The organism is Uliginosibacterium sp. 31-16 (genome assembly GCF_030730865.1).
Lineage (GTDB): Bacteria > Pseudomonadota > Gammaproteobacteria > Burkholderiales > Rhodocyclaceae > Uliginosibacterium.
Map to the genome: position 1 here is coordinate 86,654 of NZ_JAVALZ010000002.1, position 16,870 is coordinate 103,523.

The 16,870-nt window shown below is 56.8% G+C and carries 9 protein-coding genes; 3 read left to right on the forward strand and 6 right to left on the reverse strand.

Annotated elements, in window-relative coordinates; all coding sequences use genetic code 11:
- Positions 1-4: 4 nt before the first annotated feature.
- The 3 genes from Q9Q94_RS08215 to Q9Q94_RS08225 all read left to right on the forward strand — a co-directional run bounded on the left by Q9Q94_RS08215 (position 5) and on the right by Q9Q94_RS08225 (position 5,832).
- A complete protein-coding gene (locus Q9Q94_RS08215; protein WP_305979575.1) occupies positions 5-3,130 on the forward strand; it encodes an efflux RND transporter permease subunit in 3,126 nt (1,041 codons plus the stop codon).
- Between the two features lie 170 nt (positions 3,131-3,300).
- The gene (locus tag Q9Q94_RS08220) at positions 3,301-4,248 is read left to right on the forward strand and encodes a site-specific integrase (protein WP_305979576.1); all 948 of its coding nucleotides are present in this window, start codon (positions 3,301-3,303) and stop codon (positions 4,246-4,248) included.
- 78 nt (positions 4,249-4,326) lie between these two features.
- Complete coding sequence (locus Q9Q94_RS08225) at positions 4,327-5,832, forward strand: hypothetical protein (RefSeq protein WP_305979577.1); 1,506 nt, start codon at positions 4,327-4,329, stop codon at positions 5,830-5,832.
- A 33-nt stretch (positions 5,833-5,865) separates the two neighbouring features.
- Here the strand turns inward: Q9Q94_RS08225 and tnpC are convergent, their stop codons facing one another.
- From tnpC to Q9Q94_RS08255, 6 genes are all read right to left on the reverse strand, one after another.
- Positions 5,866-6,219 (reverse strand): Tn3 family transposase post-transcriptional regulator TnpC, encoded by a 354-nt coding sequence (gene tnpC / locus Q9Q94_RS08230; RefSeq protein ID WP_305979578.1) that lies wholly within the window; start codon positions 6,217-6,219, stop codon positions 5,866-5,868.
- A 2-nt stretch (positions 6,220-6,221) separates the two neighbouring features.
- Entirely contained in the window at positions 6,222-9,257 is a 3,036-nt protein-coding gene (locus Q9Q94_RS08235; protein WP_305979579.1) for a Tn3 family transposase, read from the reverse strand.
- Positions 9,258-10,077: 820 nt separating this feature from the next.
- Positions 10,078-11,772: a recombinase family protein gene (locus Q9Q94_RS08240; protein ID WP_305979580.1), complete on the reverse strand. Its 1,695-nt coding sequence runs from the start codon at positions 11,770-11,772 to the stop codon at positions 10,078-10,080.
- 136 nt (positions 11,773-11,908) lie between these two features.
- The gene (locus tag Q9Q94_RS08245; protein ID WP_305979581.1) at positions 11,909-12,379 is read right to left on the reverse strand and encodes a hypothetical protein; all 471 of its coding nucleotides are present in this window, start codon (positions 12,377-12,379) and stop codon (positions 11,909-11,911) included.
- A gap of 987 nt (positions 12,380-13,366) precedes the next feature.
- Positions 13,367-15,724 (reverse strand): NAD-dependent DNA ligase LigA, encoded by a 2,358-nt coding sequence (ligA, locus tag Q9Q94_RS08250; RefSeq protein ID WP_371929833.1) that lies wholly within the window; start codon positions 15,722-15,724, stop codon positions 13,367-13,369.
- 11 nt (positions 15,725-15,735) lie between these two features.
- Positions 15,736-16,860, reverse strand: coding sequence for a cell division protein ZipA C-terminal FtsZ-binding domain-containing protein (locus Q9Q94_RS08255; RefSeq protein ID WP_305979583.1), 1,125 nt, complete (start codon positions 16,858-16,860; stop codon positions 15,736-15,738).
- Between the last annotated feature and the right edge of the window lie 10 nt (positions 16,861-16,870).

Consider the following 16,870-nt stretch of genomic DNA (forward strand, 5'->3'; position numbering starts at 1 on the left):
AAGCATGCTTTCATCCATTATTGACTGGTCGGCACGCAATCGTTTTCTGGTGCTGCTGGGCACTTTGTTCATCATCGTGGCGGGCGCCTGGGCGGTTCTCAAAACCCCGCTGGATGCCTTGCCTGACCTCTCAGACGTTCAGGTCATCGTTTATACCGAATACCCTGGTCAGGCACCTCAGGTCGTCGAAGACCAGGTGACCTATCCGCTGACCAGTGCGATGCTGTCAGTGCCGAAATCCAAGGTGGTGCGAGGCTTCTCCTTCTTCGGAGCATCCTTCGTTTACGTCATCTTCGAAGATGGCACTGATATCTACTGGGCACGCTCCCGCGTTCTGGAGTATCTCAACTTCGCATCCGGCCGTCTGCCCAAGGATGTCTCTCCGCAACTCGGACCTGACGCCACAGGCGTGGGCTGGGTATATCAGTATGTGCTTGAAGGGAAGAACAAGTCCCTGGCCGAGCTGCGCACGATTCAGGACTGGTATTTGCGTTACCAGCTCGCCAAAGCGCCCGGCGTGGCGGAAGTCGCCTCCATTGGTGGTTTCGTCCAGACCTATCAGGTCACCGTAGATCCAGTCCGGCTGCGTTCATACGGGATTCCGCTGGACACCATTACCAAGGTGATCCGCGAATCCAACCGGGATGTGGGCGGCCGGGTAGTTGAAATGGCCGAAACCGAATACATGATCCGGGGCAAGGGCTACCTGCGCGGTATTTCCGACATCGAGAACCTGGTCGTCAAAAGTGAAAAGGGAACGCCGGTCCTTATCCGCGACATCGCGCGCGTCGAGTTGGTGCCTGACGAGCGCCGGGGCGTTGCCGAACTCAACGGTGAAGGTGAGGTCGTGTCCGGCATCGCCATGTCCCGGTATGGGCAGAACGCCCTGGAGGTCATTCACAACATCAAGGAGAAGATTTCAGAGGTCTCCAGCGGGCTGCCGGAAGGGGTCAGCGTGCAAAGCGTCTATGACCGCTCAGACCTGATCCATCGTGCCATTGAAACGCTCAAAGCAACACTGGTTGAGGAGAGCATCATTGTTGCGCTGGTGTGCATCGTGTTCCTGCTCCATGTTCGCTCGGCACTTGTCGCTATTTTCATGCTGCCGGTGGGCGTTCTGATTGCGTTCCTGGCGATGCGATTGCTGGGCATGAACTCCAACATCATGAGCCTTGGCGGAATCGCGATTGCCATCGGCGCGATGATCGATGCAGCCATCGTGATGATCGAAAACGCGCACAAGCATATCGAGCGCCTCAAGCCCGGCGAGTCTCGTGCGGAGGCCTTGATTGCCGCGTGCAAGGAGGTCGGCCCTGCTTTGTTTTTTTCGCTCCTGATCATCACAGTCTCGTTCCTGCCCGTGTTCACGCTGGAGTCTCAGGAAGGACGCCTGTTCTCGCCGCTGGCCTACACCAAGACCTTTGCCATGGCGGGCGCTGCCTTTCTTTCCGTGACCTTGGTGCCTGTGCTGATGATGCTGTTCGTCCGTGGGCACATCATGCCGGAGTCAAAGAATCCAGTGAATCGCTTCCTGATCTGGATCTATCGCCCCGTCATCGCCCTGGTGATGCGCTGGAAGAAAACAACCATCGCCATCGCTACCCTGGCGCTCCTGGCAACCATCTGGCCCGCCTCAAAGCTGGGCAGTGAATTCATGCCCACCCTCAACGAAGGCACCTTGCTGTACATGCCGGCCTCTTTGCCAGGCATGTCGATCACCAAAGCTGCCGAGTTGATGCAGACACAGAACAAGATCATCAAGAGCTTCCCGGAAGTTGCTTCGGTGTATGGCAAGGCGGGACGCGCCAACACCGCAACCGATCCGGCGCCCACCGAGATGTTTGAAACCGTCATCAACCTCAAACCGGAAGCAGAGTGGCGCGACGGCATGACGACGGACAAACTGATCGCCGAACTGGACAAGGCTTTGCAATTCCCTGGGGTTTCAAATGCCTGGACCATGCCGATCAAGGCACGCATCGACATGCTCTCAACGGGTATCCGCACCCCCATCGGGATCAAGGTCTTCGGCAAAGATCTGAATGAGATGGAACGCCTGGCCAAGGAAATTGAGGCAGTCGTGAAAACCGTTCCCGGTACAACCAGCGCCTTTGCTGAGCGAATTACCGGCGGCTTCTACCTGAACATCGAACCTGACCGGCAGCAGCTGGCACGTTATGGTTTGAGTGTGGGCGCGGTGCAGGATGTTATCGCAACGGCCCTGGGCGGAGAAATGGTGACCACGACGGTGGAAGGGCGTGAGCGCTTCGGGGTTACCGTACGCTATCCGCGCGAGTTGCGATCCGATCCGCAATCGATTGCCACCAACGTACTGGTTCCCACCATGGACGGCGCCATGATTCCTTTGGGGCAACTGGCCAAGGTGGAGGTGGCCAAAGGCGCACCCGGCATTCGTACCGAAAACGCACTGCTTTCCGCCTACATCTATGTCGATATCCGTGACCGGGACATCGGCTCCTATGTCAATGAAGCCCGCAAGGCGGTAGCCGAACAGGTTCAGTTCCCTGCCGGCTACTACGCCACCTGGAGCGGTCAGTTCGAATCGATGGAGCGCGCCATCGCCAAGATGAAAGTGGTCGTGCCGGTGACGCTACTGCTTATTTTCTTGCTGCTCTATCTGAACTTTAAACGCCTGACCGAAACATTGATCGTGATGCTCTCGGTGCCTTTCGCCCTGGTAGGCGGCGTGTGGCTGATGTGGGCGCTGGACTACAACATGAGCGTAGCCGTGGCCGTAGGGTTCATTGCGCTGGCTGGCGTGGCCGCTGAAACTGGCGTGATCATGCTGATCTACCTTGACCATGCTTGGGAAGATGTCCGCGCCAAGCGCCTGGCTCAAGGACAAACGCCCACACTGCCTGACCTCTACAACGCCATCATGGAAGGTGCGGTAGAGCGCGTTCGTCCGAAGATGATGACTGTGGTGGCCATCATGGCGGGCTTGCTCCCGATCATGTGGAGCACGGGCACCGGATCAGAGGTCATGAGTCGCATTGCAGCACCTATGGTTGGCGGCATGATCTCCTCGACCCTGCTGACGCTGTGCGTGATTCCGGCAATCTATGGCTTGGTCAAGCAATATGGCTTGCGGAAAGAAAGCCCGAGATAACCTCTTATGAGGAGTGCTTTCTCAGCTCTGGCTACTCCGCCAAGTTTCATGCGGGTCAGCGATTTTGAGCTGTCACGAAGTGCTTATCGCCTGCATTCGTTTGGGTTGGTGGCTCTCGAAATAAATTCGTGCCAAAGTTACGCTGAGCGTGTCTTTATTACGAGAGCCCCATGAACGATGTCGATGTCTATGTGCTGGCAGCAACGCGTGCCAACACGCGTCGCAGTTACGCATCGGCCTTGCGTCATTTCGAGGTGGAATGGGGTGGGTTTCTGCCGGCCACGACGGATAGCGTTGCCCGTTATTTGGCCCAGCATGCCGAACAGTTGTCTATTGCCACGTTACGTCATCGTCTGGCGGCCTTGTCACACTGGCATCAGGATCAGGGGTTTGCTGATCCGACCAAGGCTCCTCTGGTACGCAAGACCTTGAAGGGAATTTCGGCACTGCATCCTGCAAAGCCACAGCAGGCCGTGCCACTGCAGATTGACCAATTGACCCACGCCGTAGCCTGGCTAGATACGGCCATGCTTACGTGCGATCCAGCGGAACGATTACGTTTCACGCGAAACAAGGCTTTGTTGCTGCTGGGGTTCTGGCGAGGGTTCCGCAGCGATGAACTGATCAGCCTGGAAGCGCAAAATGTCGAGCTCGTTTCTGGCCAGGGCATGATCTGTTTTTTGCCACGTACGAAGGCGGATCGTCAGTTGGTCGGGCAGCACTTCAAAGTCCCCGCCTTGTCCCGTCTGTGCCCCGTCACGGCCTACACAGCATGGACAGACTTGGCCGAGATTGAGGATGGACCGGTTTTTCGTGGGGTGAATCGCTGGGGCCACATCAGTACCCAGGGCCTGCACGCCAACAGTATTACGCCACTGCTACGCAGCATTCTGGAGCAGGCTGGATTGTTGTCCTCAGGAGAGTTCAGCAGCCATTCCTTACGCCGAGGCTTCGCAACCTGGGCCAATGACAACGGCTGGGATGTGAGAAGCCTGATGGAGTATGTTGGCTGGAGGGATATGAAGTCAGCCATGCGTTACATCGATACGGCAGACTCCTTTGGACAGCAGCGTATCGAGCAGGCACTGTCAGACGCTTGCGAGTCGGGATCTCGGTAGGGAAAGGTTGCAATGAACGACCGAGACAGAGATGAGGATTCAGCTCCAAAGCCATCCTCGCCTGAAACCAGAAGGCGAATGCGTAAACAGATCTTGGCTGAATACGGCAGTGCTGCACCTGAAATTCTGAAAGAATGGGAAGCAATGGCGCCCATAGGTCTTGAGCGGATTGATGCGCCCACGCCTTCTGCATTTAAAAAAGATGATCTGATGCCAAATGCCACCCCTGCAGGGTCTGCATTAAGGGAACACTGGTTCTCTGTTGCCATTGCAAGACATGTGTTTGAACACCCTGATTTCGGGATTGTGTTCGCACGTGACACTTTCGATCTGACGACTGCTGCGCGTTATGGTTTGCGGCCGATTGTCGTTTACGGCGTTACGGTGGCCGGCGCCGGGCTCCGTCATCTGGTCTTTGCGCCGGCCAACGAGCCTTTATCATTTTTGACCATGCTGCAGAATCTGTGGCGCACATCTCCGGTACTGAGAGGCAGGCCTGATGTGCTGAAGATCAGTCGCAATGTTGATCGCGCATGCCCTGAGCTTGTCGACAACATAAAAAAGCTCGGCGTTCAACTGGCCGTGGCTGACGGAAAGGACAAGCAATTTGCAGCCGTTCTGCGATACACGCACCAAACTGTGCTGGAGATTTTCTGGTCGGTCAGCTTATCCAAAGGAACGATTCTGACCTCTATGGCCGACCTGGATGCTGCCGCATCGAGCCACGCCGCAAGCGATGCGCTGTATCGCTCTCAAGGACGACATCGCTCAGGCCACGAAGCTGCTGAACAGGCGCAGGCGTGGATGGCATTGCCCGTACGTCCGCTCACAACCACGTTGCCTCATGATGTCCCTTGGTTAAGCGGGAAATGGTTACACGCATGGGAAAACGATTTGCCGCCTGCGCCCGCTTTGAAAATGCTTGATTCCAATGGCGTCAAGTTCATGATCCATGATGAAGAACCAATCCTCGATGAGGATGAGTTTCTTCCTCAGGATTTCTACGATGCAGCGAAGAAGGTCAAGCTTCTTGTCGCGAACTGGCCGAATCCACCGGTCGAAATAGCCAAGGCGCTAGGCATTACCTTGCGTGAGTTGAACTGGTTTGCAGGCGCCGAAGCGCCGCTTGCGCAGAGTGAGCGGACCCGGCTGTTGTCCATGCTGGGCGTCGAAAGGAGAAATTTTCACGCTTATTATGATTGTGTCGGGCCTTGCGTATTGGTCGCCAAAAGTCCGTCGGTCACGGAGGCCTATGAAGATCTTTCATGCGGCGGTGATTTAAAATTTTCTTTCGAAGCCCTTCCATGCAAGGGGCTGGCTGACCCAAGCTGGCGATATCTGGTTTTTGGTGCGCATGGCCAACAAATCAGCATCATCATGGTGCCGCGTGGGAGCGCCATTGCGTCCAGAATGGACAAAACCAGCTTCATGAACTTCAGGGGATCACAAGAGGTTCCGACTCACATCTATCAGGACATCGTTGCTTCCTGTGCTCGTGCCTGCCTGCGCCCACAAGACAACAGAAAGGAAATGATGGCTTTCTCTGTCAGGTTTGAAAAACATGCATCCGAGATTAACTGGTAATCCAGGGTTCCGATCACCTACATTGCGGACACCTCAGTCCTGATTCGGCTGCAGGTCGGCCAAGGGTTGCAGCGCTGAAGCGATCTCCAGACAGGTCTCGGCCGTTTGCCGCAGCTCGTCAATGAGTTCCGCAGCAACCTCCCACAAATCTTCAGACGTCGGCTCGCTCAAATTGGCGCCATTGATGACTGTGTGAGCCATGCGATGCAAGCGGAGTATGTCATCCCTGAGTCCGCCATGCGCCTTGAAGCGTTGTGCAACAGGCGTCAGTCGTTCGACGAGCTCCAGCAACAGCGCCGTATCGAAATCCTGCCGCAGACGCGTGAGCGCTGCGGCATCGACATCACCATAAGGCGTGACGGCAAAATCAGGCGTCGGAATCTCCATGCTCATGCCTTCCGTGTCGGTCGCTGCATGTCTTGCACCGACGCGGCGGCTTGCTGAAAGGTTTCATCCTTGATCCACGCTTCAGGCTTGTCTTTGAGCTTCAGGTTGTACTCACCAAAACGCTTCACGTGGGCGACCTGATAGGGACTCAGGAAAGACACATCCTCTTCGGTGATTTTCCAGCCTTCCTTTTGCAAATTGCCGAGCGTGCGCATCATGTCGACTGTGTTCTGCAAGATCAGGGATGAAGCGACCAGATCGTTATAGCGCAGACGTTTCTGCTGTTCGTCGGGTTCGTTCACCGCAATCACATCGCCGCCAAACGACAGCCACTTGGCAAAGCCGTTATAGGACTCGATCTTGTTGGTGTTGGCGGTAATCTCCTGGCGCAATTCACGGCTGCCTACCCACTCCAGCAAGAAGCCGGTGCGGATGACATTCCCCAATTCATGGGCAGCGAAGTACAGACGGTTCTTGCGACTATAGGAGCCCAGCTTGCGCAATAGCGTGGCTGACGAAATTTTGCCGGCGTAGATGGATAACGCCACCTGCATCAGATCCTGCCAATGCCGCTCGATCAGCTTCCAATCCACACTATCGCCAAACAGTCGATTGATGTGCTCGTACTTCACCGATTTGTCCGGCTTGTAAAGAATCAGATTCTTCCAGTTGCGAATGCGCGGCATCAGTTTGATGCCCAGCAGATGCGTAAAGGCAAAAACCGTTGCAGACTGCCCCTGCGTGTCGGCATGTACGGTATCCACATCTACCGACAATCCAGCCTTGAGGAGACCTTCAATGACATAGATGGCCTCCCATACGCCAGGTGGAATGAAATGGCGAAAGTGAGCGATGTAGTTGTTGGCCACGTGACGATAGGCGACAGCGCCCATCTTTTTGTAACGGAAGTGATAACCCGCCAGTAGATTTTCATCATAGAAGTCGTACTGCGTACCATCTGCCGCAACGGTCTTGCCATCCCCCCAGACCTTCGGCAAATCAAGTCGCAGATAAACCTCATTCAGTTCCCGCAGGGCGGTCTCTAGACTGTCCAATGAAAAATGGCGCCGATTCACGAAGGAGAGCATGTGCGCACTGACCTCAGCGGCGCTGTTTTTACTCTTTGCAAGATGCCGAGCGGCCTGACTGGGGCCTAGATTGCAGCCCATAGCAAAAATCGTCATGAGATAGCGTTCGACAGGTTGCTTGAGCTTTGTCTCATTCCCAGACAGTGGGCCAAAATGCCGACTAAAACGCATCCAGTGCTCAATGTTGGTCAGCACATCGAGTACATGCCTGCTGGGCATGCGCTGACTGAGTGCGTTTTGAAGCGCAATGACATGGGTTGGGATTTCCCGCGCAATAGGCTTGCGCAATACGGGCTCCCCATGCGCATTAAGCGCAATATCTCCATGGCACTCTGGAAATTTTGCATCCAAATGCTCAGCTGTTTTTGTCAGATCATTGCGCAGGGTCTCCACAAACTGCGCTGCAGTGTCCGGCAAGCCAACTTTTTCACAGTAGGCCGGCAGTAACGCTTGGCACTCCTCCCATGACAGGAGTTGCTTGCGATAATCAGCAAACTCCTCGGAGCCTTCGATGCAGAGATCTCCCGACCGCAACTCTTCAGCCAAATAAGAAAATACACAGATTTCCAGATTTCGCCGACTGACCCCCAGGCCAAAGCTTTCGGCATCATTCCCATCACGCAGCAATTTGCGCCAACGATCAGACGCAAAGGTGAGGTTGAGGGGTTCATCAATCCACTCGATGCGATGTTTGTCCTGATAGCTCTTGATGACATCCAGCGCGTCAATAAGCGTGCGATCCTGGCTGGTCGGCTGGATGTCCAGCAAATGCACCAAGCGGAAAAGGATGGAGCGGTGGCTTTTGAACTGCTTCCAGACAAGGGGTAAGTAGTTGTTGCCGCTCGTGGCTTGTACCTTGGCGCAGCTTTGCCGGATTGGTTCGGTACCACCTTCAGGCAAAAGGTAGTCACGTATCCTCCCTCCCGCTGCGGCATTGTCTGGCTCCAACTCCAGAATGGTCAGAACGTCGTCAAGCGTACAAATCAGGCGCTCGACCTCCTCACGCTGATTGAAGCGAATCTGTTCGAGGTCGTCTTTAGCGCGCTTATGAATCGTTGCCACACGCCGAAGGAACATTTCGGCGAGCTGGTCACGCGCCCGAACCTGCATGCGGTGGATAAGGGCGACAATCAAGGTATAGCGCTTCGGCTCTGCGCACTCTTTGAGCTCAGAAACATCGTAGTTCATGGCCTGTTCGCAGAAAAAACGGATTTTTGTATCCGAAAATCCTGCAAGCACAACATCCATGTCGCCAATGGATTCTAGCCACTCGAGATGATCGACCAGGATTTCCAAATGTTTGCGTGTAGGGCGGCGAGCCGATTTCTTGAGGTCGTTGAATTCGCTCTGACGATGTTCCAAGTCTGTATCTAACAGCGTTGTAATTGCCTGCCGTTGTGCAACGGTCAATCGTTCTGTCACGACTGCAAACAATTTTGCCTGCACATCTGCATGGGCACGTTCGGCTATCTCATCTAGGGTACGAAAGGCAGGAAGCTCAAAACGTTTGAGAACCAGGTCTTCTATGACCGCGTTAATGATATCTACGCGTTGGTCAAGCAGGAGTGCCGCCTCAGAAGCAAGCTGTTCAGCGATTCTCAGGCCGTCCTCGCCATAGACTGGCGTGACACGTTCATATTCGCGAACAGCGGCCATGTGTCGATAGATGGTGTGCTTGGCGCTGTAATCGATCAACACCCGCTCAACCATGCCAAGCGAGGCCCGAATGTGTGCAACAACCTCCGGAGGGATTGCCGAGAGGGCAGGGAAATAGCGTAGATGCTGAAAAACTTTAAGAAGCACCATTAGCCCAAGCCGCAATTGCGCGCTTCTGGCACGCGTTGCACCCCAAGCTATCTCGGCCTCGGTTGGCGTGAAATAGCGAAGAAGCTCTGCAGTGCCATAGTTGCTGGCAAACGTCGGATAAGCTGTTCGCTCAATTTGTGCCATTTCCGCTTCTCACTGGACGGGTGGAAGCGACATCATAAAGCCGCCAGCACGGTGACTGCAATTCCAATCCAATCAATCACTTAGGTGGCTGAATGGTGGAATTTCGGCTTCATCCCGGTCATACCCCTACTAGCTGTCTCAGCGTAAGTGACTTTGCTACTGTTCTTTCAGTCTGGACTTTCATCTTCTGCTCCGCTCATGTGTTAGTCGAAATCGAGTATTGTTTCGATCAGCGACAAGACTTCACAGGTGCAGTCACAACCGGTCAGAACAAGGTGTTCAGACGAGTTAGATAGCTCCTGAAGTCAGTTGACATCGAGGAGTGAAAAGACGAAGCTTGAGCCAAGCGGATGGGAGATCGTTCGCTCAATTTCAAAAGGCCTGTGAGTTGGCGCTCGCAGGCCTTTTCCTTTTCAACTCCGGAAACTACGCATCCCCTTTCGTTTCTGATGCATCAGAATTTATGCCGTCCAGATTGACGACGGCCGCTCGTTGCTGTTCAGCCAGCCAGCGCGCAACATCCTTCATCTGTGAATACAGAATAAGCTGCCGGCCAGGACAGCTTTGGAGGCTTTTACCGCCCAGATCCACAGGAAAAACCTGCCCAGCATGCGGATATCTGCTGGTCGAGCAGTTTCAAGGGCGATCTACGGGATCCCGCTATCGAAAGCCAATAGTTCGATGCAGAAATTGCGCACATCTGAATGCCAATGACTGCGCCTGCATCCACTGCGTTGAACGCCGAGATGCTCTCCGCCAACTTGCAGTCAAGAAACGAAGTGAGGCTGTCAAAGCGTTTTGTTTGCAAAGATGGGAGTACTCAGAGCAAAACGTCTCGCCTTGGCAGCTCTCTGCCAGGGAAGCATTCTCTCTCCTTTGCATTATTCGAAGTGGTGGTTGGCTTAGCTCCACCGTTATTGGAGCGACCAACGTGGCCGAACCAAGGCACGCCCCCATCTCGATGGATTTTTGCAACGGCAGCCATGCTGTAAAGGTAATCCAGGCTATCGAAGCGGTAGCTCTCGAATTCGAGGCCATTGTGATCGGCCAAGTGGATGCCGGCCTGGCCAAAGTCCAGACGAGGCAGCAAGTAATAGTCGAGTCCGGCCTGGTTGGTCTCGTCGAGTCGAACCGCTACCGTGATGTCGGGCGTCAGGCTGGTGTCAAAGCGCACTTTCCATCGGCGCCGGCCGTTCTCCAGCAACTGGCATCGGGAGAGCACCAGCGAGACGGTGAACTCGCGATTGACGGTGATCAGGTCAGTTGCCGGGTCACGTACGACCGAGCCACCCACCTCAGCAATCATCCTTTCTGTTTGGCTGACGATCTCCGGATGCAGGCGACGCAAGAACTGATTGACCTCGAGATACTGATAGTCCCGATCCGGCGTAAATCCCACTGTCTGGTAGGCACGAATCAGGCTGCCGAGTCGATGAGCATAGGCTGCCGCCGAGGGCATGCCCTCAGCCTCATTGATGATCAGGCCAGAAAGGTAGCCGTGCTGCTGAAAGAGGCGCCGTAACTTCTCGATTAGCTCCTCATTGCTAAATCGGTGGGCCCGTTCGCGCAAGATGCCCTGCGCCGTGTAGAACAGGCCTGGCAGGACAATGCCTTCGAACGCGCCTTCCTTCTTGATCCACATTTCCGGGTCGTTCACAACCCTTGTTTTCTTGAGTTTGAATGAACGCCAGTTGTAGACGTTGTTGCCGATGTATTTTTCGTTGGAGAGTACTTCGCGCACCGTGGCCCGTGTCCATGCCCGACCCAGATCAGTGGCAATGCCCGTGGTGTTGAGCCTGTCCGCAATCTCCGACTCGAACAGACCATCCTCGACGAACCAGCGGTAGATCTGATTGACGACGGCGATCTCTTCGTCAGGACCAGGCTGCAAGATCACTCGATCGGTTTGCAGGCTTTTCTGCTCGCCACGCGCAAGAAACCCCTTCACGGAGCCAGACTGATCAATGAGTACGCGGCGCAGGCCATAGCCTGCCGGCCCACCCTGGCGGAAACCCAGTTCGATCAGGCGACACTGCCCCGCGAAAACCTTTGCCGACAATTCGCGGCTGTACTCGCCGGCCATCGCACGCTTGACTCCCTTGACGATGGTGGACACAGGAGAGCCGTCGTTCTCGAATTGCTCGGCGCAGTAGGCGACCTGAATCCCGGCACGGCGACAGATATATTCGTAATAGGCGCTTTCGTCCGCGTCCTGAAAGCGCCCCCACCGGCTCACGTCATAGACGAGGATGATCTGAAAGTCGGCCTTGCCGGACTGAACATCCGATATCAGCTGCTGGATAGCCAGCCGACCATCGATGCTCAGACCGCTCTTGCCTTCGTCGGCGTAGGTGCGAACGATTTCGATGTTGCGCCGTGCCGCATACTCTCGAATTTTGTCGCCTTGATTTTCCGTTGAATACTGCTGGTGCTCGGTCGACATCCGCACGTACTGTGCGGCCCGGAACACCGAGCCAGCCCCCGGCGGGTATGGAGAAGGTTCGCTCGTTTGCATAGGCCCGGTCACTCTGTAATTGGAGCTCTCAGGTCCGTCACGCTTTTCAATGAACGCGGAGCCACGCCACGGAGGCGGAACACACAGCCGGAATCATTGTCATGCAGAACATGCGAGAGCCAGTTCGAAATTGAAATTAGGAACGGGTCGCCGGGTTGTCGATCAAGTCCTCTCTTGACACGTCCATCTTGCACGGACACGTCACACAGACCGGCGCGATCTCGACGATCCAGGAATCGGCGCTCCTCCTTGGAAACGCTGGGTTTAGCTTGATGCGGTACAGCCCGGTTGGCAGTGCGCACACGTCCATCTTTGCAAGATTGATGCGTGCCCGATTGGCGTCACGCCGATGCTGCTGCTCGCGGTTGCGCAGCGCATAGTCGGGCTGATCATTCCGGTAGTTGCGCCAGTAATCTTGATTACGCTGCGACCACGCCTGCTGAGCGGCACGCTGGTTTGCCAGGTAATCGGGATCAGACTGGAGTTTGGCCCGCTGCCATTGGCGCTTTCGGGCGCGCTGACAGTCGGGCGCAGAGCAGTACGTTTGATCCGGAATTTGCGGACGGGGTTCGAAAGGATTTCCGCAGCAGGCGCAGGGTTGAGGCATATTTGGGGTCTCCATGCACGCCCCGCATAACAACCCGCACCTTACGCATATGAACTCTCACGACCTTACAGACTTCGGAATGGCGAACACAAACCGCACCGTAGCGTTTTTGTCGTCGTGACGTGAAACTAGGCGTGGATGCCAATTTTGCCTTTTAATGTTTTTTGGATGAAAATCAAAGAAGCGTCGAGAGGCGGGAAACTTTCGAGGCGAAATGGCTATCAACTTAGCCCCATAAAGACAACAGACGAAGCTCGTCGGTCTGCTGTCACAGATACGTCCTAGCGTCTTCAGCTTCTGCCTGCCCCTCGTGGTCTTCGCTTGGGAGCACAGCTGGCGTCCGAACTTCCAGGGCCCGTGCGCCGTAAGCTGATTAAAAGTATTGTTTCGGCATCATCCGCAAAGGGTGATGCCGTTTTTGTTGATGTATTGCTGCGTCGTCTCGCAAGCAAGAGAGGGGCTCGATCGCTAATGCACGCCCCACAGACGCACTTTGCGCAGTTGAACTTTTAGCCTGCCTATAGCTTTCCGTGAGAGTTCATATGCGTAACTCTCGCTGCTAGCTTTTTGTCTTAGTAGGCTTGGCTCTGCTGACAAAGTACATTTTTAGTGCAAAGCCCCTGTTTGGCTCGCGCACAAAGTTTACTTTTCAGTACCGACGTGAATCTGAATGCGTGCAGAATCGAGCATGCTCATGCACTGAAACATGCTCGCTTTGAAAACGGGTCTCAGGAATCAGTCGCTTAGGAAAAGAGAACAGTTCAAGATTCAGTACGGACTACTGTTTAGTGCGCCTCACTGAATCCTGAGCTCACATGGCACAAACCGTATTAGCCGAAGATCTGCGCCCATCCTTGCTTTCCAGCACGCTTGGCTGAATATCTGCCGCCATCCTTGTTTCTGGGTATGCCCATCTAGAGATGCCCGCCTACAGAAGCTCTTCAAGCGGGCATTCCAGATTTTCGTTTGCGTTCCTTGAGAGTCAGCCTACCCGCCAAGCAGCGCCAGCAGCCCAACCTCATCGAGCACCGTCACGCCAAGTTCTTCAGCCTTTGCCAGCTTGGAGCCGGCATCAGCGCCCGCCACCACGTAGTGCGTCTTTTTCGACACCGATCCGCTGACCTTGCCGCCGTGGCGCTCGATCAGTTCCTTGGCCTCGTCACGGCTCATCGTCGGCAGCGTACCGGTGAGCACGAATGTCTTGTCAGCAAACGGCAGCGCGGCGCCGGCTTCAGCCGCCGGCGTCGCGGCCAGCAGTTCGGCGCGGAAGGCAGCGAGCGCCCGCAACTGCGCGCGGTTCTGCTCCTCCGCCAGCCAGGCAGACAGGCTCGCGCCGACTTCCGCCGGCAGGCCGCGCGCGGCGGCCTGATCGGCTGGCAACTCGGCCAGCGCGGCGAGGTCGAGCCCCTGCTCCACCAGTTGCTGGGCGCGGATCTGGGTGAGCTTCGGAATGCGCAGGCCCACCAGCAACGCGGCCGGGCTCAGGCGTTCGGCCAGCCGCGCGACAGGAGCGTGTTCATCGGCCGGTGTCACGCCGGCGGTGAGCAGATCGTCGAGCACCTTTTCGTTGTTCGGCTCGGCGAAGAATTCATGCAGCGACTCGGCCACCACCGCGCCCACATCCGGCAGCGCGGCGAACAGCGCCAGCGGCGCGCGGCGGATGAAGTCCAGCCTGCCCAGCCAGTCCGCCAGCATCTTCGCCGTGGATTCGCCGACGTGGCGGATGCCCAGCGCGAACAAGAGGCGCGCCAGCGGCGGGCGCTTGCTGGCGGCAATCGCGTCGAGCAGGTTCTCCGCCCACTTGGTGGCGATCTTGCCCTGCTGCACGGTCTCCGGCACCACGCCATCGCGCTCGTCGGCGCGGCGCTTCATTTCCAGCAGATCGTCCAGTTTGAGGCGGTACAGATCGGCCGGACTCTTCAGGTAGTCGAACTCGGCCAGCGATTCGATGTAGCGGTCGCCCAGACCGTCGATGTCCATCATCCGGCGCCCGGCGAAGTGGATCAGCGCCTGCACGCGCTGCGCCTGACAGGCCAGCCCGCCGGAGCAGCGCGCCACGGCTTCGCCTTCCTCGCGCACCACGTGGCTGCCGCACACCGGGCACACGGTTGGCATCACAAAATCAGGGAACTCTTTGCCAATGCTGTCGAGCGTAATAACGCGCCCAACAACCTCGGGTATGACATCCCCTGCTCTTCTCACGACAACGGAGCATCCGATCTTCAGATCCTTGCGGCGAATTTCATCCTCGTTGTGCAGGGTCGCGTTGGTGACCGTCACGCCGCCCACGAACACTGGCTTGAGCCGCGCCACGGGCGTCAGCGCACCGGTGCGGCCTACCTGAATCTCGATGTCGAGCAGCTCGGTCAGCATTTCCTGCGCCGGATATTTGTGGGCGATGGCCCAGCGCGGCGCACGCGACACGAAGCCGAGTTCCTCCTGCTGCGCAAAGTTGTCGAGCTTGTAGACCACGCCATCGATGTCGAAGGCCAGACTGTCACGCGCCGCCTCGATACGGCGGTAATAGGCCAGCAGCCCCTCGGCGCCGCGCACCACATCGCGCAGCTCGCACACCGGAAAGCCGCACGCAGCAAGCATCTCCATCGTGGCCCCGTGGGAAGCCAATGCTGGCGCGCCTTCCAGCCGCACCACCGCGTAGGCAAAGAAGCGCAGCGGCCTGCGGGCCGTGATGCGCGAATCGAGCTGGCGCAGGCTGCCAGCCGCCGCGTTGCGCGGGTTGGCGAAGGTCTTCTCGCCCGCCTCTAGCTGCCGTGCGTTCATGGCATCAAAATCCGCGCGGAACATCAGCACCTCGCCGCGCACCTCCAACAGGCTCGGCACATTTTCGCCCTGCAGGCGCAACGGGATGCAGCCGATGGTGCGCAGGTTCTGCGTCACGTCCTCGCCGCTCACGCCATCGCCGCGCGTCGCGCCCTGCACGAACACGCCGTCGCGGTAGATCAGGGTGATCGCCAGCCCGTCGAACTTCGGCTCCACGGCGTAGGCCAGCGGCTCGACCGCGCCCAGCCCTTCGCGACAGCGCCGGTCGAAAGCGATCAGATCTTCTTCTTCAAATGCATTATTCAACGACAGCATTGGCACCACATGCGTCAGCTGATTAAAACCTGCAAGTGGTTCGCCACCAATTCGCTGGGTTGGTGAGTCATGACTGATCAGCTCGGGATGCGCTATTTCGAGTGCTTGAAGCTCACGAAACAACCGGTCGTATTCAGCATCCGGGACCAGGGGTGCATCAAGCACGTAATAGGCATGTGCGTAATGATTCAGCGTAGCCCGCAACTCATTGGTGCGAGCCACGTCATCCGCCTGCGAAAAAAGATCCATACCAGAGCCTGTCAGGCAAATAGCCGCAGCGCGATTTCGCCACCCGCCGGCATTGATTGGCGCTCCATCTGCAGCTCGAACTGGGCAAGCTGACTGCGGATCAGACCGATGGAGCGATCTGACAGTGCGGAACGGTTATCGTCCACCACAGCACCGTCAAGCGAATCGGCGAGATGCTGCGCCAGGGTCACCATGCGATCGAAAGCAAGTACCGGGGCGGCAACGCGAGGCATGTCGAGCACCAGACTCAAGCCGTGCGTCTGCAAATGCCGCAGTTGCTCGCCGGAAAACGGCACTGATTCCTGATTGGCGAGAACGAACAGGGTTTTCCCCGCTTCATCCAGTGCGTGATAAGTCCCGTCGGTACCTAGCTGCAAGCCAGCAGCTTCTGCCAGGCCGCGCAGTTTGGTTCCGGCAAAACTGGTCTTCTGGGCAATGACATTAACCGCGATCTGCACATCCACTTCAGAGCAAAACCGGTCAATTTCCTCGGCATGCCCGAGAACCTCCGTGCGTGCAGGCAATCGCGGTACGGCCAGAAACTGTTCGCAGACCCGCTGCAATTGCTGATAGAAGCGATCCAGTTCGCTTTCGCTGACGGAGCCGCGCCGGTCGACCAGCTGTAGCGTGACGCAAGCGCGGTTGATGCTGCCGGGCGTGCGTGCATCGATCAGGAACCAGTTGCTGTCAAGGTCACTCCAGCCATACCACTGCAGGCGACGAGTCACCCCGGCCAAGACCTCTTGTGCGGCGGAAAACAAGGCTGCCGCAGACACGCCGGCAGGAGCTTCGATACTCACGGCACAGTCAATGGCCTGATCCTCGAAACCAAGAACGGGTTCCTGCACCCGCTGGGAGCTCTGGCTGCTGCGTACCGGCTTGACGGGCAGTGGAATGGCCGGAGCCGGATCGCTCTGGAGCGGACGCAAGCCGGGTTCCATGCGCCCTCCCGGCGCGGGAGGAATGACGGGTTCTACATCACCGTCGAGCAACACGTCATGATGATTTGAGCGGAAGGCTTGTTCGGCATGCTTGCGTGCCTTGCGCTCCTGCCACAGGTTGTAGATCACCAGCCCGAGGATGGCGAGAATTCCCAGACCGATCAGGCTGTATTGCAATTCGTTTCCGGACATCATGTGTGGTCGT